The sequence below is a fragment of the Deinococcus soli (ex Cha et al. 2016) genome (assembly GCF_001007995.1).
GTDB lineage: Bacteria > Deinococcota > Deinococci > Deinococcales > Deinococcaceae > Deinococcus > Deinococcus soli.
In genome coordinates this window covers 2,429,315-2,449,828 of the sequence record NZ_CP011389.1, presented here as the reverse complement: position 1 = coordinate 2,449,828, position 20,514 = coordinate 2,429,315, and the positions used below count along the sequence as shown (strand labels likewise).

The 20,514-nt window shown below is 71.6% G+C and carries 17 protein-coding genes; 7 read left to right on the top strand and 10 right to left on the bottom strand.

What is annotated here, in order from left to right; all coding sequences use genetic code 11:
* Positions 1-76 precede the first annotated feature (76 nt).
* From SY84_RS11955 to SY84_RS11925, 7 genes are all read left to right on the top strand, one after another.
* The gene (locus SY84_RS11955) at positions 77-1,606 is read left to right on the top strand and encodes a S8 family peptidase (RefSeq protein ID WP_046844198.1); all 1,530 of its coding nucleotides are present in this window, start codon (positions 77-79) and stop codon (positions 1,604-1,606) included.
* A gap of 85 nt (positions 1,607-1,691) precedes the next feature.
* On the top strand, positions 1,692-2,543 hold the full coding sequence (locus SY84_RS11950) for a serine protease (RefSeq protein ID WP_046844197.1): 852 nt from the start codon (positions 1,692-1,694) through the stop codon (positions 2,541-2,543).
* 74 nt (positions 2,544-2,617) lie between these two features.
* A complete protein-coding gene (locus SY84_RS11945; RefSeq protein WP_046844196.1) occupies positions 2,618-3,433 on the top strand; it encodes a hypothetical protein in 816 nt (271 codons plus the stop codon).
* A 72-nt stretch (positions 3,434-3,505) separates the two neighbouring features.
* A complete protein-coding gene (locus SY84_RS11940) occupies positions 3,506-4,420 on the top strand; it encodes a DUF1266 domain-containing protein (RefSeq protein ID WP_046844195.1) in 915 nt (304 codons plus the stop codon).
* Positions 4,421-4,624: 204 nt separating this feature from the next.
* A complete protein-coding gene (locus SY84_RS11935) occupies positions 4,625-6,292 on the top strand; it encodes an adenine deaminase (protein ID WP_046844194.1) in 1,668 nt (555 codons plus the stop codon).
* Between the two features lie 108 nt (positions 6,293-6,400).
* On the top strand, positions 6,401-8,050 hold the full coding sequence (locus SY84_RS11930; RefSeq protein ID WP_046844193.1) for a sensor domain-containing diguanylate cyclase: 1,650 nt from the start codon (positions 6,401-6,403) through the stop codon (positions 8,048-8,050).
* Between the two features lie 131 nt (positions 8,051-8,181).
* Positions 8,182-8,565: a 2Fe-2S iron-sulfur cluster-binding protein gene (locus SY84_RS11925; protein ID WP_046845187.1), complete on the top strand. Its 384-nt coding sequence runs from the start codon at positions 8,182-8,184 to the stop codon at positions 8,563-8,565.
* A gap of 190 nt (positions 8,566-8,755) precedes the next feature.
* Here SY84_RS11925 and SY84_RS11920 read toward each other — a convergent pair whose 3' ends face one another.
* From SY84_RS11920 to pgm, 10 genes are all read right to left on the bottom strand, one after another.
* Complete coding sequence (locus tag SY84_RS11920; protein WP_046844192.1) at positions 8,756-9,574, bottom strand: DUF421 domain-containing protein; 819 nt, start codon at positions 9,572-9,574, stop codon at positions 8,756-8,758.
* Positions 9,571-9,783, bottom strand: coding sequence for a hypothetical protein (locus SY84_RS11915; protein ID WP_046844191.1), 213 nt, complete (start codon positions 9,781-9,783; stop codon positions 9,571-9,573). The genes SY84_RS11920 and SY84_RS11915 overlap by 4 nt, the downstream gene beginning before the upstream one ends.
* A gap of 212 nt (positions 9,784-9,995) precedes the next feature.
* Positions 9,996-10,916 (bottom strand): response regulator, encoded by a 921-nt coding sequence (locus SY84_RS15975; RefSeq protein WP_052751143.1) that lies wholly within the window; start codon positions 10,914-10,916, stop codon positions 9,996-9,998.
* Positions 10,913-11,665 carry a DUF4388 domain-containing protein gene (locus SY84_RS11905; RefSeq protein ID WP_046844190.1) on the bottom strand — a complete coding sequence of 251 codons (753 nt, stop codon included), beginning with the start codon at positions 11,663-11,665 and terminating at the stop codon, positions 10,913-10,915. The genes SY84_RS15975 and SY84_RS11905 overlap by 4 nt, the downstream gene beginning before the upstream one ends.
* Positions 11,662-14,382, bottom strand: coding sequence for a hybrid sensor histidine kinase/response regulator (locus SY84_RS11900; protein WP_157882974.1), 2,721 nt, complete (start codon positions 14,380-14,382; stop codon positions 11,662-11,664). The genes SY84_RS11905 and SY84_RS11900 overlap by 4 nt, the downstream gene beginning before the upstream one ends.
* 16 nt (positions 14,383-14,398) lie before the next feature.
* Positions 14,399-16,615 carry a methyl-accepting chemotaxis protein gene (locus tag SY84_RS15970; RefSeq protein WP_052751142.1) on the bottom strand — a complete coding sequence of 739 codons (2,217 nt, stop codon included), beginning with the start codon at positions 16,613-16,615 and terminating at the stop codon, positions 14,399-14,401.
* A gap of 48 nt (positions 16,616-16,663) precedes the next feature.
* Positions 16,664-17,044: a chemotaxis protein CheW gene (locus SY84_RS11890; protein WP_046844188.1), complete on the bottom strand. Its 381-nt coding sequence runs from the start codon at positions 17,042-17,044 to the stop codon at positions 16,664-16,666.
* The gene (locus tag SY84_RS11885; RefSeq protein ID WP_046844187.1) at positions 17,044-17,406 is read right to left on the bottom strand and encodes a response regulator; all 363 of its coding nucleotides are present in this window, start codon (positions 17,404-17,406) and stop codon (positions 17,044-17,046) included. The genes SY84_RS11890 and SY84_RS11885 overlap by 1 nt, the downstream gene beginning before the upstream one ends.
* Before the next feature lie 125 nt (positions 17,407-17,531).
* Complete coding sequence (locus SY84_RS11880) at positions 17,532-18,341, bottom strand: MHYT domain-containing protein (RefSeq protein WP_046844186.1); 810 nt, start codon at positions 18,339-18,341, stop codon at positions 17,532-17,534.
* A gap of 313 nt (positions 18,342-18,654) precedes the next feature.
* On the bottom strand, positions 18,655-20,304 hold the full coding sequence (gene pgm / locus SY84_RS11875; RefSeq protein WP_046844185.1) for a phosphoglucomutase (alpha-D-glucose-1,6-bisphosphate-dependent): 1,650 nt from the start codon (positions 20,302-20,304) through the stop codon (positions 18,655-18,657).
* Positions 20,305-20,514 lie beyond the last annotated feature (210 nt).

The window sequence follows — 20,514 nt, the reverse complement described above, 5'->3', positions numbered from 1 at the left end:
CGTCCCATCAGCCGTGCACTCCACGGCCATACTCCCATCTGTCACGGTTGCGGAACTGCCCCAGGAGGTCGCCACCATGAACGCACGCACCAGCACCCTCGGTACCCTTGCACTGACCCTGCTCCTCGCCGCCTGCGGCAGCCAGCAGGCCGTTCCCACCACCGACGTCGTCTCCCGCGGCCAGACCAGCGCGCCCCTCCTGGGCACCAGCAACCCCGACGCGATCCCCGGCCAGTACATCGTCGTCTTCAGCGACGGCGCCGCCGCCGACCTGAGCAGCCAGAGCGCCAGCGGCCTGATCAGCAGCCTGGGCCTCGACCCGCAGGGCGTGCAGGTACAGCAGGTGTACGGCGCGGCCCTGAACGGCTTCGCCGCGAAACTCAGCACCCAGAACCTCGCCAAGCTCCAGGCCGACAAGCGCGTCAAGTACATCGAGCAGGACGCCATGATGCACATGAGCGCCACGCAGACCGGCGCCACCTGGGGCCTCGACCGTGTCGACCAGCGCAACCTCCCCCTGGACGGCAGCTACACCTACACCAGCACCGCCAGCGGCGTGAAGGTCTACATCATCGACACCGGGATCAACACCGCGCACACCAACTTCGGCGGGCGCGCCATCTGGGGCACGAACACCACCGGTGACGGCAACAACAGCGACTGCCAGGGGCACGGCACGCACGTCGCGGGCACCGTCGGCAGCGCCACCTGGGGCGTCGCCAAGGGCGCCACGCTCGTCGCCGTGAAGGTGCTCGGCTGTGACGGCAGCGGCACGAACTCCGGCGTGATCGCCGGTGTGAACTGGGCCGTGACCAACAAGGGCAGCGCCACCGCCGTCGCCAACATGAGCCTGGGCGGCGGGGCCAGCCAGGCCGTCGACGACGCTGTCAACAGCGCCGCCAGCAAGAACCTGATCATGGCTGTCGCGGCGGGCAACGAGAACCAGAATGCCTGCAACGTCTCCCCCGCCCGCGCCGCCAGCGCCATCACCGTCGGCAGCACCACGAACACCGACGCGCGCTCCAGCTTCAGCAACTACGGCAGCTGCGTGGACCTCTTCGCGCCCGGCAGCAACATCACCAGCACCTGGATCGGGTCCACGACCGCCACGAACACCATCAGCGGCACCTCCATGGCCACCCCGCACGTCGCGGGCGCCGCCGCGCTGCTGATCGCCGCCGGGAACACCACCAACAGCGCCGTGACGAGCGCCCTGATCAATGGCGCCACCACCGGCAAGGTCACGGGTGCTGGCACCGGTAGCCCCAACCGCCTGCTGTTCACCGGCAGCGGCACTGTCACTCCCCCCACCGGCACGACCACCTACACGGGCACGGTCAGCGCCGGCACGGCGAGCTACAAGCCCGGCACGAGCGGCTTCAGCTACGCGGGCGGCACCCTGAAGGCCACCCTCAGCGGCCCCTCCGGCACCGACTTCGACCTGTACCTCCAGAAGTACAACGGCAGCACCTGGGCCGACGTCGCCGCCAGCGAGAGCGGCACCAGCAGCGAGAGCATCAACTACGCCGCTACCAGCGGCACCTACCGCTGGGAAGTGTACGGCTACAGCGGCAGCGGCTCGTACACCCTCGTCGAAACGAAGTAAATCCTCCAGTCAGGGATCAGGTTCGTGAACACCTGATCCCTGATTCGCGTCCTCTCCCCCATTCCCCTTTCCCGGAGGTTTCACCATGTTCAAGCCCCTGCACGCCGCCCTGACCGCCCTGGGCCTCCTGGCCCTGAGCGCCTGCTCCACCCAGACCGCCCCGCAGGCCACGCTGCCCGAGGAAACCGTCACGGTCACCGGGACCGAGAAGGCCTTCACGGAGACGATCGGCAGCCAGATCGTGTACGGCACGGTCACGAACGTCACCAACCGCCCCTACCAGGTGAGCGTCACGCCCAGCACCGAACTGTCGGGCGGCTGGTGCGGCGGCACCCTGATCAGCTCCACGTGGGTGCTGACCGCCGCGCACTGCGTGGCCGGGTACAGCGCCAGCCAGATGCGCGTCCGCGCCGGGATCAACGACCTGACCACCACCAGCGGTCAGCTGCGCACCGCCGCGCAGATCGTGCGTCACCCCAGCTACAACAGCAGCACCTACGCGTACGACATCGCCCTGATCCGCGTGGGCACCGCGTTCACGCTGGGCAGCACCGTGCAGACCGCTGCGCTGCCGAACAACACCACCGAGAGCGTCCTGGACGTGAACGGCAAGTACGCCACCGTCAGCGGCTGGGGCCGCACCGAGACCGGCGCGTACAGCAACCGCGCGCTGCGCGAGGTGACCATCCCGATCACGCCCACCGGCAGCGACTGCGGCAGCCGTCCCAGCAACACCATCTGCGGCAAGTACGACGCCGGGAAGGACTCCTGCAACGGCGACAGCGGCGGCCCGCTCGCCGCGCGCTACAACAGCAAGTTCTACGTGCTGGGCATCGTGTCCTACGGCCCCGCCGAGTGCCGCGGGTACGGCGTGTACACCCGCGTGAACGGCTACATCAACTGGATCAACAGCTACACCGGCGTCACCGCGCAGTAAGGTTCCTGCGCCCAGGCCCCCACCGCGCGTGGGGGCCTTCGCCGTACCCACGCGGGGCGCTCTATGCTCGGGGTATGGATTTCCCGACGACCTGCCCGCAGTGCGCGCATGTGAACCGCGCGGAGTTCGCGGACAGCAGCGTGCATGACCTGCGCTGCGCGCGGTGCGGCGTGCGGTACTGCGTGCTGGTACGCAAGCAGAAGTTCGAGGTGCTGTTCGACCTGGGCACGCGGGCGCTGATGGACGGCTACGCGCGGGAGGCCGTGGCGAGTTTCGCGGCGGCGCTGGAGCGCTTCTTCGAGTTCTACGTGCGGGCCTTCGCGCTGGAACAGGCCGCCGGGCGCGAGGGGTCCTTCGAGAACGCCCTGGCGGCGCTGGAGGGCACGTGGCGGCACGTCTCCAGCCAGTCCGAGCGGCAGCTGGGCATGTTCGCGCTGGCGTACCTGCTGCGCGAGGGCCGCGAACCGGACTTCCTGACGCCCAGAGGCCTGGGCACCGATTTCCGCAACCGCGTGATCCACCGGGGCGCGCTGCCCACCCGCGCGGAGGTGGACGCCTACGCGGCGGGCGTGTTCACCCTGATCGACCGGCTGCTGACCGAACTGGGCGCGGGCGCGGCGCACGCGGAACTCGTGCAGGAGCAGGCGTTCGCCGCGCACGTGCGGGGCCTGCCGGACGGCGTGACGGTGGTGTTCGAGGAGCACCCGGGCATGTTCCGCGCGCGGCGTTTCGGGACGCTCTCGCCCATTCCCAAACCGGCCAAGGCGCAGCTTCAGGCGGCGCAGTCGGCGTCGGGCGTGAACGACGCCCGCGCGTTCCAGCAGGCACTGTTCGAGCGGGCGCTGGCGGAACGCGGCTCGCTGCTGCGCGGGTTCAAGAGTTCGTCCTGATCCGCCGCTGGCGAGCGTGCCGGGGCGTCATCTGCGCACGGGCGGCGCGGGACCGGGCAGTATGCTGCCCAGGTGACCCTCTGGACAGTGCTGATTCCCGTTGCGGCCGGACTGGCGCTGGCCGCGCTGTGGTGGGTGGGCAAGGCCATGCTGGAGGGCGCGCGCGAGGGCCTTCAGGAAGCGGACGCCGAGCTGGCGCAGGAACGGGCCGATCGGGACGCCCAGGCGGCCCGGGACGCCGACGCCCGGCGGGCGGAGGTCGAGGCAGCCGCGCTGGCCCTGAGTGACGCCGACCGCTTCGCGCTGAACCTGCGGGCGCCGTTCACGTCCCTGTGGCTCGATATTTTCGAGACGGCCACGCACCGGCCCACGGCGTACTTCTATCAGGTGATGCCGCCCGGCCAGAACCGGCAGGCCCGCCAGGAGGCCCTGCGGGAACTGGCGGCGTCCCTGGAGTCCGGGTGGGGCATCACGGATCACGCGTCGGCCATGTCCAGCCTCGCGTGGCTGCTCGGCGGGGGCGGGCACCACGAGCCGTACCAGCAGGTGCGCCGAGCGCTGCACGGTCAGAACACGGCGGGCCTCGACCGGCGGCACGTGACAGTCGTGCGCCAGTGGGAGCCGGAGGTGGGGGACGTGGGCGGCCTGGCCTTCGACCTCGCCCGGGCGGCGGACATTGCCGCGCAGGGCGTGGCGCTGGGGTACCTGAGCGACCGGCAGGGCTGGCAGGTGCTGGGGCAGTGCCGCCAGATGGCGCGGGAGGCGCCGTTTCGCGACTGGGCGCACTACGGCCGGAGTTTCCAGGCGGGCGCGGCCTTCTGGAACGCCAACCCGGTCCGCAACCGGGGGTACGCCGACGCGGTGAAGGCGCTGCTGACCCGTGACGACAGCCCCTGGCGCCGCGACCCCTGGCCGCCGCCCGGCCAGCCGCTCAACCGGGGTCTGGCGGCGGTGGGCACGAGCAGCGAAGCCTCCACCCTGAACTGATACGGATTCCGTCTGTTTCGTGAACAACCCGGAAGGACACCGGGTTGCCAACTCCACGCCCGGAACCGTTTCTCTCCTGCTCGCTCTGCTGCGCAGCTCTCCGAGTCCGCTCGGGTTGAACGTTTTTGCCAACCTTTCAACCGGAGTCCGTCTGAGCCCCGGCGCCGGGGTTGGCGTGGTGCGGGCACTTCTCTACACTGCGTCATGGTTGGAACCGGGGAAGATCGGCGGCGTCTGGTGCGCGCAGCGCGCGGTGAGGAGCGGGGCGACCTGCTGGTGCGCGGCGCGCGGGTGGTGCAGCCCGCCACGCGCGAGGTGTTCGAGGCGGACGTGCTGGTCGCGGACGGGCGCGTGGCGGCACTGGGGAGTGGGTTTCAGGCGGCGCGGGTGGTGGAGGCGCGCGGGGCGTTTCTGGCGCCGGGCTTCATCGACGCGCACGTCCATATCGAGTCGAGTCTGCTGACCCCGGCGGGGTTCGCGGGGGCGGTGCTGCCGCGCGGCACGACGGGCGTGGTGGCCGAACCGCATGAACTGGTGAACGTGCTGGGTGGGGGCGGCCTGGAATGGATGCTCGCGGCGGGCCGGTCGTCGGGCCTGCGGGTGTGGGCGTCGGCGCCGTCGTGCGTGCCCGCCAGTGCGTTCGAACGGGGCGGCGCGGTGATCGGGGCCGAGGAGACGGCGCGGATGCTGCGCGTGCCGGGCGTGCTGGGCCTCGCGGAGATGATGAATTACCCGGGCGTGCTGGGCGGCGACATGGACGTGTGGGACGTGCTGGAGGCCGGGCGGGCGTCGGGCCTGCGGCTGGACGGGCACGCGTCGGGCGTGCGGGGGCGCGACCTGATAGCGTACGCGGCGGCCGGGCTGCACTCGGATCACGAGGCGACGACGCCCGAGGAGGCCCGCGAGCGGCTGCGCGCCGGGCTGTGGCTGATGGTGCGCGAGGGCTCGGCGGCGCGGAACCTCGACGCCCTGCTGCCGGTGCTGCGCGACCGCCCGCGCCGCGCGATGCTCGTCAGTGACGACGTGAGCGTGGACGAACTGCTGGAGCTGGGGCACCTGGACCGCCTGCTGCGGATGTGCGTGGCGGGCGGGCTGCACCCGGCGGACGCGGTGGCGCTGGTGACCTGCAACCCGGCCGAGTACTGGGGCCTGCACGACGTGGGGCTGGTCGCGCCGGGGTACCACGCGGACTTCGTGCTGCTGCGCGACCTCCAGGGCTTCGAGGTGCTGGAGACCTTCGTGGGCGGTCAGGAGGCCCACGCGGGCACGGTCACGCCGCCCCTGCCGGGCGGGGGTGTGGATCTGGGGACCGGGTGGGCGGCGGCGACCTTCGACGTGCCCGCGCACTGGCCGGTCATGCAGGTCCGCGCGGACCAGATCACGACCGGGGTGGGCGCGCCAGGTAGCGGGGACGCGCGGCTGGTCGTCGCGGACCGCTACGGGCGCGGCGAGTGGTCGGCGTGCCTGACGTCCGGCACGGGCCTGCGCGGCGCGACGCTGGGCATCAGCGTGCTGCACGACGCGCATCACGTGGCGTTCCTGGGCGGATCGGATGACGACGTGCGCGCGGCGGGCCGGGCGCTGGAGGCGCTGGGCGGCGGGATCGTGCTCGTATCGGGCGGCGAGGTCCGCGCGCAGCTGCCCCTGCCGTTCGCGGGCCTGATGACGGACCTGCCGCCCGCGCAGGCGGCGGCGGCGCTGGGCCGCGTGACCGCCGCGTGCCGCGCGCACGGCTGCACGCTGCCGTACCCGGTCACCACCCTGGCGTTCCTGGGCCTGACGGTCATCCCGGCGCTGAAGCTCACGCCGCGCGGGCTGCTGGACGTGACGGCGTGGCAGCTGCTGCCCCGTGAAGCGCCGCCACTGGCCTGACCGGCGCGTGCGCCCTGCCCGGTCTGGCCTGGGCCTTCTGTGCTGTCCAGCGCACCCGCCTGACGGGGGATAGGTGAACACCCGGTCAGCGCCTAGACTGACCTGATTTTGCGCGCCCCACCTCACACGCCCCCCGCCCCCCGCGCCGTCTCGGCCCGGCAGGCCGCGCGCCTGCCGGTGCAGACGCGCGTGTGGCTGCTGCTGGCCCTGCTGCTCACCCAGGGCCTGACGCTGCTCGTCGCGCTGATCGGGCAGCAGCAGCTCAGCGCGCGGGCGCAGCGCGCACAGACGCAGGGGGCGCTGGAACAGCTCGTGCGGGTCACGTCCGACAACGTGCAGGGCTACCTCCGCTCGGCGGCGCAGATCGTGCAGGTGAACCGCGCGAACGTGCAGTCGGGCCTGCTCAGCGCCGACGATCCGTCCAGCCTCCTGACGAACTTCCACGCTCTGCTGGACAACGTCCCGCAGCTGAACGGCATGCTGGTCGGCCACCCGGACGGCCGCTTCACGTTCCTGCGCCGCGACGGACCCGGCGACACCGGCCGCTACGCCCGCGTGATCGAGGTCCGGCCCGCACGGCGCGTCACGACCACCCACTACGACGCGCGCGGCCTGCCCACCAGTCAGGACAGCGCCACCAGCGACTACGACCCCCGCACCCGCCCCTGGTACCGGCAGGCGCAGGCGCGGCCCGGTCAGACCATCTGGACCGACCCGTACGTGTTCGCCTCGTCGCAGCAGCCGGGCGTGACGGTCGCCGCGAGCGCCATGAGCCCCGGCGGGACCGTGGTCGTCGGTGCCGACGTGCAGCTGCGGCAGCTCGCGTCGTTCCTGACGGGCCTGCGGGTCAGTGCGCGCGGCCGGGCGTTCGTGACCGATGCGGGCGGTCACGCGATCGCCGCGAGCCGCGCCTGGCCGGTCACCGTGGAGGGCCGCGTGCCGCTGCTGCGCGAGGTCGCCGACCCGGCCCTGCGCGCGCTGCTCGACGACCGCAGCCGCCTGACGCCCGGCAGCGGCACGCACTGGTTCCGGGTGGGCGGCGAGTCGTACGGGGTGGTCCTGCGCCCCTTCGAGGTGCACCCCGGCGTCACCTGGACGGTCGGGGTGTATGCGCCCACCGCCGACTTCCCCGGTCCGGCCCGGCCGCGCCCGCTGGCGTTCGTGCTGCTGATCAGCCTGGCGGGCAGCCTGCTGGCGTGGCTGCTGGTGCTACGCGCCACGCGCCCCATCGAGGCGCTGCAGCGGCAGGCGACGACGGACCCGCTGACCGGCCTGCCCAACCGCGCGAGCTTCCTGGCGCAGCTGGACGACTCCCGGCGCGGGAGCGGCCTGCTGGCCGTGGCGATCTTCGACCTGGACGGATTCAAGAGCGTGAACGACACCTTCGGGCACCACGCCGGCGACGAGGTGCTGCACGCGGTCGGGGCGCGGATGCTCACGGCGCTGCGGGCCGGGGACACCCTGGGCCGCCTGGGCGGGGATGAGTTCGCGCTGCTGGTGCAGGCGTCCTCCCGCGAGGAGATCCGCCTGCGGGTCGAGGGCGTGCTGCAGGCCATCGCGCGGCAACCGGTCGTGGTGGACGGCACGGCGCACGACCTGGACGCCACGGCCGGACTGGCGTTCGCCGAGCCGGGGCAGGGCGGCTCGGCGGGGCAGCTGCTGGCGCGCGCGGACACCGCCCTGATCCGCGGGAAGCGGCGCGGCAAGGGCCGCGTGTGGCTGGACGGCGAGGTCACCATGCCCACCCTGTTCCGCTGACAGCAGCATTCAGGAGCGGGCACCTGACAACACCAGCGGTTGGAAGTGGAATTGAAGGGCGTGGTGTTGGCCCTTCCATGGAACTGGAAACCGCTGTGAGCGGCCCGCCCCCGCGTGGCATGCTGGGGGGCATGACGCAACAGCTGACGGTGCAGGTGCAGGGCTTCGGGGAGATTCAGGCGAACGCCGGGGAGCGGCTGGTGCTGGCCCTGGAGCGGGGCGGCGTGGACGTCCTGCACCGCTGCGGGGGCGTGGCGCGCTGCACGACCTGCCGGGTCAGTTTTCAGGAGGGCGAGCCGGACGCCATGACCGCCGCCGAGTTCGACAAGCTGACCGAGAAGGGGCTGCTGGGGCAGGCGCGCCTGTCCTGCCAGATCGAGTGCGCGCCCGGCATGAGCGTCACGCCGCTCCAGACGGCGAGCAGCAGCGGCCTGGAGCCCGGCAAGGCCCCCGCCGAGCAGATCGAACCCGACCCGGTGTGGACGACCCGACCCGGCGCGTCCACCGAGGGCTGAACCGGCGGTCAGGCCCGCCCTGATCCTGCACGCTCAGACGGACTCGGAGTGCAGGGCGTGCATCAGCCGCTCGATCCGGGCGGATGCGCCCCGGAGAGCTGCCCTGCGGAGTGGGCGCGCAGTAACTTCCGGGCGTGGGGCTGGCAGCCCGGTGGGATTCCGGGGGTCACCGCGACAGACAGCAGCCCTATCAGTCGGGGCCCAGGCCTGCCAGTGGGCCGCGTCCTCCACCGTCCTGGCCAGGAGCGCGGTCGTCCGCGTCGCCGCCTGCCCCACTGACGGTTGTGGGGGGCGCCAGGGGGTCGGTCGTGGCAGGCGTGAACCGGTCGCTGCCGCACCCGCAGGCGCTCAGGGTGCCCGCGTCCTGCTGACCGGACGGGTCGCGTGTGGTGCCGCAGCCCAGGCAAGCCAGCGGGCCGCGCACGGGCTCGCCGGGCTGCACGACCCGGGGCGGTTCCAGATCCCAGGGCGGCACGACCGGAAGCCCCGGCGGGGCGTGCTGCGCGTGCGTGAACACCGTCAGGTTCCCGTCCTGCTCGAAGTACGCCCGCTGGACCTCGCCCAGCTGCCGCACGCCCTGGGCCCTCAGGCGCTCGAACAGGTCCTCCCGGCTGAGGTTCGACGCCTCCAGCGCCCGGCCGCTGAGCACGCCGTCGCGCACGAGTTCCACCGGGACGCCCTCCACGAAGGTCTCCACGCGTTCGCTGCGGATCACCAGCCGCGCCAGCAGGGTCTGCAGGCTCACCACGACTGCCAGGACCAGCATGGCGTGCAGCAGCGGCACCTCCGGGTAGAACATCGGGTCGCCCGCCGCGGACCCCAGGCCGATCACGATGGCCAGTTCCAGTGGGCTGAGCTGCGCCAGTCCACGCTTACCGGTAAAGCGCAGCAGCAGCAGCAGCCACCCGAAGATCACGGTGGTCCGGAAGATGATCTCCAGCAGGAACAGTGGCGGCGTGTCCCCCAGGAATATGCGCGCCCAGTCGAAGGGCACCACCTCGGCGCTCATCCGCCCCTCCTGGCGGGCAGGGACCGTGTCGTCAGGTCCGGTTCGGTCAGACCCAGGCCAGCCAGGATGCGCGCGCGGTCCCAGCCGGTCAGGTCAGCCAGTCGCGCCAGGGTCTGCTCGAACCCGGCCGCGCCCGGTTCGGTGGTCCGCAGCTGCTGCCACAGGGCGTTGCGAAGCCGCAGCCGGTCGGTCCGCGTGCGGGAAGTCATGCAGGCAGTCTAGGGCGCGTGCCGCGCGCACTGCCCCCGGGCAAACCTTCATGCCCGCCGACCTCAGGCCGACCTCATGGGGTGGGAGGGGAACGGCCCATGACCATTCCCCTCCCGCGTGTCCCGCGCTGCTCCCATGCTGCGGGGCAGCTCTGCGAGTCGCTTCCGCCTGGACTGAAGGGTGTGTACGCACCCCTCAACCAGGGGCGGGTTCAGTTGTGTTGCGCGGCCTGCCAGCGTTGCGCGGCGGGCGCGGCGTCGCTGCTGGCAAGCAGCGTGACGAGCTGCCCGTCGCGGTGGGGGCTGAGCAGCAGGGTCTGCCCGGCGTAGCTGAGGAGGATGCTGCCCAGGTCCCCGCGGTTCAGGTGGTGGCTGGCGGTGGCGGCGGCCGTCACCATGAAGCGGGCGTACATGGCGAAGCTCTCGGGCAGGTCCGGGCCGAACTGGTCTTGGCGTTCCCCGTCTGCGTCGTACAGCGTGGCGCCCAGCACACCGGGCACGGCGTTCAGTCCGGCCAGCGGGCCGCTGTGCGCGGCCGGCGCGTAGGTCGGGGCGGGGGTGAAGGTGGGGGCAGGCTGGAACGGAGCGGGCTGCGCGGCACTGGGCTGCGCGCCGGGCTGGACAGGGGCAGGCGCGGGCTGCGCCGCCACCGGCACCGGCGTCGCGGGCGCGGCCGCTGCGGGCATGGGCGTGACGGGGGTGGGCTGCGCGGCGGCGGGCGCGGTGCCGTCCCGCTGCGCGCGGGCGTCCAGGGCCGCCAGGACCTGCGGTTCGATGGCGGGCAGCAGTTCGGCGGGCGTGAAGGGTTTGCGCAGCACGCCGCGCGCCCCGGCCGCCTGCGCGTCGCGCTGCGTGACCTCGTCCACGATGCCGCTCATGAGCATCACGGGGACGTTCAGGCCCCGGTCACCCATGATCCGCGTGAGTTCCAGGCCGCTCATGCCGGGCATCAGGATGTCGGCCAGCACCAGGTCGGGCAGCGGTTCGAGGTTCTCCAGAGCGCTCTCGGCGCTGTCGGCCATGCGGATCTGGTAGCCCTGGGGGGCCAGGATGCGTTCCAGGGCCTTGCGGACGCTCACGGAGTCGTCCACGACCAGAACGGTGATGGGTGGGTTGATGTCAGCTGGGTTCATGAGGCCTCCAGGGCGGATTGGGGCGGAGCGGCTTGGGCGTGGTCCTCGTGCACGGCTGCCTCCATGAGCAGGCGGGCAGTGGGAACCGTGACTCCACGAGGGTACGCGCCGAGCGGGTCCGGGGACATGAGGTGAAAGCGGAAGTTGCCCGGCAGGCGGCTGCTGAGTAGGTGCGTGACGGCCTGCTGGGCGGTGCGGTCGCCGCATTCGGCGTCGATGATCTCCCCGCGGCGCAGGACCACGTGGGCGGGCTGCGCCGCGTGGATCAGCAGCAGGCCAGAGAGTTGCAGTTCCTGCGCGCACAGCAGAATCTCGGTCAGGGGCAGGGTGCTCAGGTCGCCGCTCAGCGCGGCGCTCTCCGGGTCGTGCCAGCGGGGTGGGGTGGCGCCGCCCAGCATCTGTAGCGCCAGGGCCAGCGCGTCGGGCGCGGTCAGTCCGGCCGGGACGGTCACGTCGAACGGGCCGCCGTAGCGGGTGGGCCGCTGCGCGCCGGGAATCAGGACGATGGTCTCGGCGGTGGCCGGGTCGTCCCGCAGGATCTCGTGCAGGTCGGCGGGGCTGAGGTCCTCGAGCAGCGGGTCGATGGTCACGAGGTACGGTTTCTCGCGTTCGATCTGCGTCAGGGCGTGCAGGCCGCCGGCGGCGGTGGTGGCGCTCCAGCCGGCCGCTTCGATCAGCGCGGCGTGCGACAGGGCGCGCGACAGCTGGGGGGACACCACCAGGCAGGCGGCCCCGTCGCCCGCGGTCATGCGCGGACCCCGGCGGCGATCAGGGCGTCGAGTCGGCGGTGCAGCAGGCGTTCCTCGGCGGGTTTGGCGAGGTAGTCGTTCGCGCCGAGTTCCATGGCCAGCTGCTGGTGTTTCTCCCCGGCGCGGGTGGTCATGATCACGACGGGCAGCTGCGCGTGGGCGGGGCTGGAGCGCACGGCGCGCAGCAGCTCGAAGCCGTTCATGCGCGGCATTTCCAGGTCGCTCAGGAGCAGGTCGGCCTGTTCGCCGGCCAGCAGGCGTTCCAGGGCTTCCTGGCCGTCGCTGGCGGTGGCGACCTGGTACCCGAAGCGTTCCAGGCTGCGGCCCACGTGGCGGCGCACGCTGAGGCTGTCGTCGACGAGCAGGATGCGTCCGGCGCTCTGGGTGGCGGCGGCGGTCGCGGTGCGCTGCGCTGCGCGGGCGCGGCGCAGGCCCGCCGGGTTCAGGACCGCGACCGGGTACGCCTGGCCGTGCTCGTCGTTCAGGGTGGTCATGCCGCTCAGGTATTCCAGGGGGCTCAGGAGGTTCCCGGCGGGGCGCAGCACGATTTCCTCGATGCTCTGGAATTCGTCCACGATGACGTGCAGGGTGCCGCCGTCCGCTTCGGGGACCGACAGGCGGGCCACGTAGCGGGTCTGGGCGGGCGCCTCGCCCCACAGGTCGCTGAGATCCACGCTGCCGTGCGGGGCGTCGCCGTCCAGGACGGTCATGCCCTGCACCTGACTGGCGAGCACGGCGACGCGGGCAGTTCCGGCGCGCAGGACGAGCACGTCGGCGATCTGCTGCGCGACCGGGACGTGCAGGGTGGTGGCGGTGCCCTCTCCGGGGACGCTGCTGATGCTGACGCGGCCGCCCAGGCGGGTGATGGCCTCGCGCACGGCGTCCATGCCGACGCCGCGCCCGGCTTCCTGCGTGACCTGCGCGGCGGTGCTCAGGCCGGGCAGGAACACCAGTTGCGCGGTCTGCGCGTCGGTCATGGCGTTCAGTTCCCCGGCGCTGAGGTGCCCGGACTGCAGGGCGCGCTGGCGCAGCGCGTCGTAGTTCAGGCCCCGCCCGTCGTCGCGCACGGTGACGTGCAGGTGGCCGTCGGCGACGTGGGCGTCCACGCCGACCTGCAGCAGCGCGGGCTTGCCGTGCGCGGCGCGCTCGTCGGGGGTCTGCGCGCCGTGCACGGCGGCGTTCGTCAGGAGGTGCAGCAGCGCCTGCCCGAGCGGCGCGGCGTACTGCGCGTCGATCAGGCTGTCCTCGCCGTGCACGGTCAGTTTCAGGTCGTCGCGGCGGCCTGCCCAGCGGTGCAGGGGCGCGGTGACGCGTTCGAGGGGCACGAGGCGGGCGCGGCTGAGTTCCACGCGCAGCTGACGGGTGAGTTTTTCCAGGCCGGTCAGTTCGTCGCCCAGGGCGCTGATGGCCTGCGCGGTCTGCGCGCGGACCTCCACGAGGTCGGCGCTCAGCTCGGTGACGGCGCGCGCGAGGATGTTCAGGTCGTCGTAACTGTCGAGTTCCAGCGCGCCGAAGTCCGCGAGGCGGTCCTGCAGGCCCAGGTCGGCCGCGCCGGGTCGGGGCTGGCCGGGCATGCGGTCCAGGGGCACGCCGGCGCTGGCGCCGCCAGGGGTCAGGTTGGGGTTCAGGTAGCGTTCCTCGAAGTCACGGACGGTGCGCTGCACGCGTTCGTGCGCGGCGTCGAGGCTGCGGGCGACCTGTTGCTGGCGCAGCAGCAGGCCGTTCAGGCGGGCGCGCGCGGCGACCAGTCCGGCGACGTCGTCGAGCATGCCGTCCAGGCGGGCGCTGTCCACGCGGACGCTCAGGCGCGCCTCGGGCAGGGGCGCGGCGGGCGCCTGGCCGTCCGGGGCGGGGATCAGCGTGGTGGGGTCCTGACCGCTGAGCAGGGCACTCACGGCGGCGCGGTAGGCCTGGATGCGGGCCTGCGGGGCCTCGCGGACCTGACCCTCGGCGTGGGCGAGTACGAGGTCCACGACGTTCAGGCCGTCGTCGATCAGTGGCAGGGCGCGGTCCAGGGTGACGGCGTCCTCGCGGGCGGCGCCCAGGAGGTCTTCCATGGCGTGCCCGACCTCGGCCATCTCGGCGAGGCCCACCATGGCGCTGCTGCCCTTCAGGGTGTGCGCGGCGCGGAACAGGGCGGTCAGGTCGGGCGTGTCGGCGTGCAGACCGGCGCGCAGCGTGGCGGTCAGTTCGGCCGCCTCGGGCCCGAAGTCCTCCCAGATGGCGGCGTTCACGACCGCGAAGGGCGGTTCCTCCTGCGTCTCGCTGCGCGCCTGCCGGGCCTGCAGCGCGAACGGCTGAGTGCGCAGCAGTTCGGTCACCTGGGCGGGGCCGCCCAGGTCGGCGAACATCAGGCCCACGTCGCCCTCGCTGCTGCCCTGCTCGATGCGGTTCAGGGCCTGCGCGAAGCAGGTGCCGGCCCGTTCGAGGATCTCGGTGAGGACCGGGACGGCCGCGTCGGTGTTCAGGTGCGCGCGGCCCTCCATGAGGCGTTCGAGCAGCGCGGCGAGCGCGGCGGTCTGCGGGTGGCCGTACAGGCCGGCGGTGCCGTGCAGGCGGTGGCTGAGGACCCACAGGCTGTCCATCGCGCGGGCGCGGTCGTCCGGGACCCACAGGTCGACGGTGGCGTCCTCCAGTCCGGCGGCGACGCTGCGGGCGTCTTGCAGGTAGGTGGCGGTCAGTTCCGGGTCCATGACCGGGGAGGTGAGGGACGTCACATCGGCTCCTTATGGCTCAGCTGGGGATCTTGAAGCGCGAGAGGCTCTGCAGCAGGTTCTGCGCGAGGTGCTGCAGGCGGCGGGCGGCGGCGCGGCCCTGCTCGACGCTCTCGTTGGAGTTCTCGGCGACCTGACCGATCTGCTGCACGGCCTCGCTCACCTGTTCGACGCTGCGCACCTGTTCGGTGGTGGCCGCATTGATGCGCTCGGCAAACTGCGCGGATTCGGCGGCGAGTTTACCCAGCTGCTCGATGCGTTCCCCGGCGACGGCGGCGACGCGGTAGCCCTGTTCCACCTCGCGGGTGTTGTCTTCCACGCTGGTGACCACTTCCGTGATCTCCAGCTGCACCGTGCGGATCAGGCTGGCGATGCGCGCGGTGGCCTGCGCGGAGGAGTCCGCGAGTTTACGCACTTCGTCTGCCACGATCGCGAAGCGGCTGCCGGCGGCGCCTGCACCGGCCGCCTCGATGGAGGCGTTCAGTGCCAGCAGGTTGGTCTGGCTGGACAGGCGGGAGATGGTGTCGACGATTTCCTGAATTTCCAGCGAGCGTTCCCCGAGGGTCTTGATGCGCCGGGCCACGCCCTGCACCTCGCGGCGGATGTTCTGCATGCCGTCCAGCGTCCCGAGCACGGCCTCGCGGCCCTGCTGGGAGGCTTCCAGTGCCTGGCGGGCGGATTCGGCGCTCTGCTGGGCGGCTTCGGCCATCTCGCGGAAGCCGTCGGTCACGGCGCGTACCTGTTCAGCCACGCGGCGGGTCTCCTGGGTGGTGGTGTCGGCGCCCTTCACGATCTGGTCGGTGGTGGAGAGCATGTCGCGGCTGGCGTCCGTCACGGACACCGAGGCCTTCTGCACTTCCCCGAGCACCTGCCCCAGCTCGTCGACCATCAGGTTGATGGAGTCCACGACGTTCCCCAGCACGTCGTCCGTGACGACGCCGCGGCGGGTCAGGTCGCCGCCCGCGATGTCCATGGTGACGTCCAGGAACGACCCGATGTTGTTCTGGAGCTTGGCGGCCTCGTCACGTTCTGCCGTGTTCTTCTCTTCGTTGGCGCGCAGCTGGTTCGTGGCGTTGTTGAAGGTATGGGCCATGTAGCCCAGCTCGTCGCGGGTCTGGACGGGCACCACGACGTTCAGGTCCCCGCTGGACACCGCGCGGCTGGCGCGGGTCAGTTCGCCCAGGGGTTTGACGATGGCACGCGACAGGCGGATCAGCAGCGTGAAGGCGACGACCAGCGCGGCAATAATCGCGATCAGGGACAGCAGGCGGGCGCGCTGGGTGTCTTCCACGCGCTGTTGCAGCTGGCGGGCCAGGGTCTCGCTGCCGGTATTGAACGCGGCGCCCACCTGCAACAGCGCGCCGTTCTGGATGCCCTGGAGGTCCACACCGTTCAGGTTGCCGGCCTCGATGGCGCCGCCCAGGTCGGCCAGGGCGGGCGTGACAGCGTCGCTGAGTTTCTGCGCGGCCTCGCTCATGCCCTCGGCGCCATCAGGGTCGGCCCGGACGATGCGGTCCACGCTGGCGTTGTAGGACGCCAGGGCTTCTTGCAGGCTGACGTTCAGGTCGCGCAGCACGTTCAGGTAGGCGCTGTCGTCGCCGGGTTCACGGCGTCCGGCTTCCGTGGTGAGTGCAGCGAGGCTCATGCCGGTCGAGAGGCGCGGCAGGATGCGCAGGGTGGCTTCCATGGTGTGGAAGGACCCGGCGACCGGGTCAAGCATCAGGCCGGACTGGGTGAGCAGGTCCTCGCTCAGGTCGCGCTGGTAGGTGTTGAGCAGCTGCGCGTACGTCTGCAGGATGGCCAGGTCGGGCTGCGTGCCGATCGAGTCGGGCAGGGTCTTCCAGTCGCGGCGCAGCGCCTGGACGCGCTCGCGGTACTCCGGCGAGACCTGCGCTTCGAGCTGGTCGATGGCGCGGTCCACGGCGGCGGCGGCCTTCTGCGCGCCGGCCTGGTCGCCGCGCAGCGCGGTGGTCACGAAGCCCGCGAGGTTGGCGTTGATGTCACGCAGGGGCGTGAACTGTTGCAGGCCGCTCAGTTCACGCTGCGTGAAGCTGATGTCGCTCTGCTGCTGCACGAGCAGGGTGCTGACGAGCACCGTGAGGGGAATGGCGAACGCGAACGCGGTCAGGGAGAGTTTCTGACCCACGCGCAGCTGTCCCAGCCAGCCGACACGCTGGGCGTTGGTGTTGCGGTTGGCGCGGCGCTGCGCGCGGTTGACGGGGACGGTTCCTTGCATGGGTGAGCCTCCGGGACGGGGAGCGGGTGAGGGGTGGGTAGGGTGGGGTCAGCCGAGGTGGTCGCGCAGGTCGCGGGCCAGGGCGGCTGGATTCAGGAGGGGACCGCCGGGCACATCAAGCAGCAGGGCCGTGCCGGGGGGTGGGGTGGGCAGGCTGCTGACGCCGTAGACCTCGTCCACGAGTAGCGCAACGCGTTCACCTTCGAGGCTGGTCAGGACCATCAGCTGGGGCGCGGCAGCGGGGTGGCCGAGCAGCGGCGCGAGGTCGAGCAGCGGTACGGCGCGGCCCTGCAGGGTGGTCAGGCCGCGCAGCAGCGGCTGTCCGTGGGGGAGGGGTGCGAGCGGGCCGACCTCCGCGATGGTCTGCTCGCCCGAGAGGGGCAGCGCGAGGCGGGTGTCCTGCACGCGGACGAGCAGCGCGTCGGGCATCAGCCGATCAGCCGGCTCACGACGCCGAGCACCTGCTCGGGGGTGTAGGGTTTGACGATGTAGTCGTCGGCGCCCTGACGCAGGCCCCATTTCACGTCGGTCTCGTTGCCCTTGCTGGACACGAACACGACCTTCAGGGCTTCCATGCCAGGCTGGCGGCGCAGGCCGCGCACGACCTCGTAGCCGTTGCGGCCGGGCATGACGACGTCCACGAGGAGCAGGTCCGGGCGCAGCTGGTCGGCCACGGCTTCTACCTGGGCGGGGTCGTTCAGGGCGGTGACGCTGTGGGTGGTGCCTTTCAGGGCGGCTTCCATGAATTTCAGGTCGGCGGGGGAGTCATCAACGATCAGGATTCGGGCCATGGTGGGTGTCCTTTCCGGGCGCGCGTGAGGGGGCGCGCCGCAGGGTGCAGAGGATACGCGAGCAGACGCTGGCGTGAGGGGCAGATGAGGGTCGGCGCGGGGCCCGGTGGGGCCCGCGGGCAGGGTCAGTCGGCGGCGCTGCCGAAGTCGAGATCGTCGAGGTCACCGCCGCGGCCGGCGTCCATGAGCACGCTGGTGAGGGCCAGACCCATCAGCAGGAAGGACACGACGCCGATCACCAGCGCGAGCAGGGTCGTGTCGATGCCGTCAGCGGCGAGACCGAGTTTCATCTCGTCGACGACCTTGAACTGCAGGGCGGCCATGCCGGTGTAGTGCATGCCGGTGATGGCGACCCCCATGACGGCGGCGGCGCCGGCCTTGACGAGGTTCAGCCGCGCCCTGGTCTGGCGACGCGCCCAGTCGCTGGTCAGGGTGTGGAACAGGAACAGCGCGGCCATGCTGGCGCCCACGGCGATGATGATCGAGGCGATCAGCGCGACGACGTTGATCTGGACTTCGGTCCCGGGCATGCGGTAGGCGGCCATGCCGCTGTAGTGCATGGCGACGATCCCGGTGCCGGCGATGGCGCCCGCGATGGCCAGGCGCCGCAGGGTGAACGCGCCGCTGTGCAGGACGAGCAGGGCGGGGTACACGAAGGCCACGGCGATCAGGCCGGACAGGATCGTGATGGGGTAGTTCAGGCTGGTGGCGGCGTTCACCTGGAAGGCCATCATGCCCACGAAGTGCATGGCCCAGATACCGTAGCCGAGGACCAGGGCCTGCGCGATCAGCCAGAAGCGGCTGGAGGCGCTGTTGAAGACGCGACCGGCGCGGCCGGCGAGTTCCAGGGACATGTAGGACGCGGCGACGGCAATCGCGTACGAGAGGAGGATGTATGAACCCATCCAGTTGTGGTGCAGCATCTCATGTTCCATCGGTGTTCCTCCTGTGGGACGCGGGCAGGGTCGGTGCCCGGAGTTTCGATATCCAAACATAGGCAATACGAACTCACATAAAACTTACTGATTCCTGCGTCAGGGTGCGGAATTTTTCGCATTTGCACTCATGAGAAGGCGGCGCGGAGCGCGACGCGTCCGCCCCCTGGGGGTGCGGCGGCGCTGCGGCTGTGTGAGTACCGTCCAGTCTATGGGATGAGTTTCATGACGGCACATGAAGGTGCCGCCCCGACATGGTGTGGTCGGGGCGGCAGGCTGGCCGGGTCAGCGGGGCTGAGCAGTGGGGACGCGTTCAGTGCCCGGTCAGGGCGGCACTCACGACGTCGCGGGCTTCCTCCATGACCTGTTTCAGGTGCTCGGCGCCGCGGAAGCTCTCGGCGTAGATCTTGTACACGTCCTCGGTGCCGCTGGGGCGCGCGGCGAACCACGCCTGATCGGTCGTGACCTTCAGCCCGCCGATGCCCGCGCCGTTCCCGGGCGCACGGGTGAGTTTCGCGGTGATGGGGTCGCCGCCCAGCGTGGTGGCGGTGACCTGCTCGGGGCTGAGGTTTGAAAGGATCTTCTTCTGCGCGGCGTCCGCCGGGGCGTCCTGGCGGTCGTAGGCGGTCTCGCCGTAGCGCGCGGTGAGGTCCGCGAGGCGTTCGCTGGGCGTCTTGCCGGTCACGGCGGTCATCTCGGCGGCCAGCAGCCCGGGGATCAGGCCGTCCTTGTCGGTGCTCCAGGGTGTGCCGTCCAGGCGCAGGAAGCTCGCCCCGGCGCTCTCCTCTCCCCCGAAGCCGAAGGAGCCGTCCAGCAGGCCCTCCACGAAGTACTTGAAGCCCACCGGCACCTCCACGACGCGCCGCCCGATCCCGGCGCCCACCCGGTCGATCAGGGCGCTGCTGACCAGCGTCTTGCCGATCGCGGCGTCTTCGCGCCAGCCCGGGCGGTGGCTGAACAGGTACTCGATCATCACCGCGAGGTAGTGGTTGGGGTTCATCAGGCCCGCGCGGGTCACGATGCCGTGCCGGTCGGCGTCCGGGTCGTTGCCGATCGCCACGTCGAAGTCGCCTTTCAGGGCCAAGAGGCCCGCCATGGCGTACGGGCTGGAGCAGTCCATGCGGATCTTCCCGTCGCGGTCCACGCTCATGAACGCGAAGCGCGGGTCGATGTCCTCGTTCACGATCGTCAGGTTCAGGCCGTGCTGCGCCTGGACGGCCTGCCACACCGGGAGGCTGCTGCCGCCCAGCGGGTCCACGCCGATCCGCACGCCGCTCTGGCGGATGGCGTCGAGGTTCACGACCGTGCCCAGCCCCGACACGTAGGGCGTGATGAAGTCGAAGTCCGTCAGGCCCGCCAGGGCGTCCTCCAGCGAGACGCGCTGCACGTCACGCAGTTCGTTCTCCAGGATGGCGTTCGCGCGGGCCTGCACGGCGCCGGTCACGTCAGTGTCGGCCGGACCGCCCGAGGGGGGGTTGTACTTGAAGCCGCCGTCCTGCGGGGGGTTGTGGCTGGGCGTGATGACGATCCCGTCGGCCCAGTCGTGGTCGGGTTTGCCCTCGCGGCCGGGGCGGTTGTGTTCGAGGATCGCGTGGCTGATCAGCGGCGTGGGCGTGAACGCGCCTGCCTGCGCGCGCACCTGCACGCCGTTGGCGACGAGGACCTGCAGCGCGGTCATCCAGGCAGGTTCGGACAGCGCGTGGGTGTCCAGGCCCATGAACAGCGGCCCCCGGATGCCGGCGGCGGCGCGGTGCTCGGCGACGGCCTGCGTGACCGCCAGGATGTGCGATTCGTTGAAGCTGCCGCTGATGCTGGTGCCGCGGTGCCCGCTGGTCCCGAAGGCCACGCGCTGGAGGGGATCTCGCGGGTCGGGGCGGGTCTCGTAGTAGTGGGCGACCAGTCGGGGGATGTTCGTCAGCAGGCTCTGCGGCGCGCGTTTACCGGCCAGGGGGCTGAGGGTCATACCCGCCAGTGTACGGAGTGCGTGGGTGGCGGGTCCGGCTGAGGCAAGACAGCGTGAAGGGGCACCCGGTCGCCTGGGCGGGCGGCTGCTACCCTGGGGGCGTGAGGGAGTTCCTGAATGACTGGTGGCGGCTGCTGAAATTGACCCTGGGCTCGCTGGCGATCCCGGTGGTGCTGTGGCTGCTGCTGGTGTGGGCGGGCGTGCTGCGCT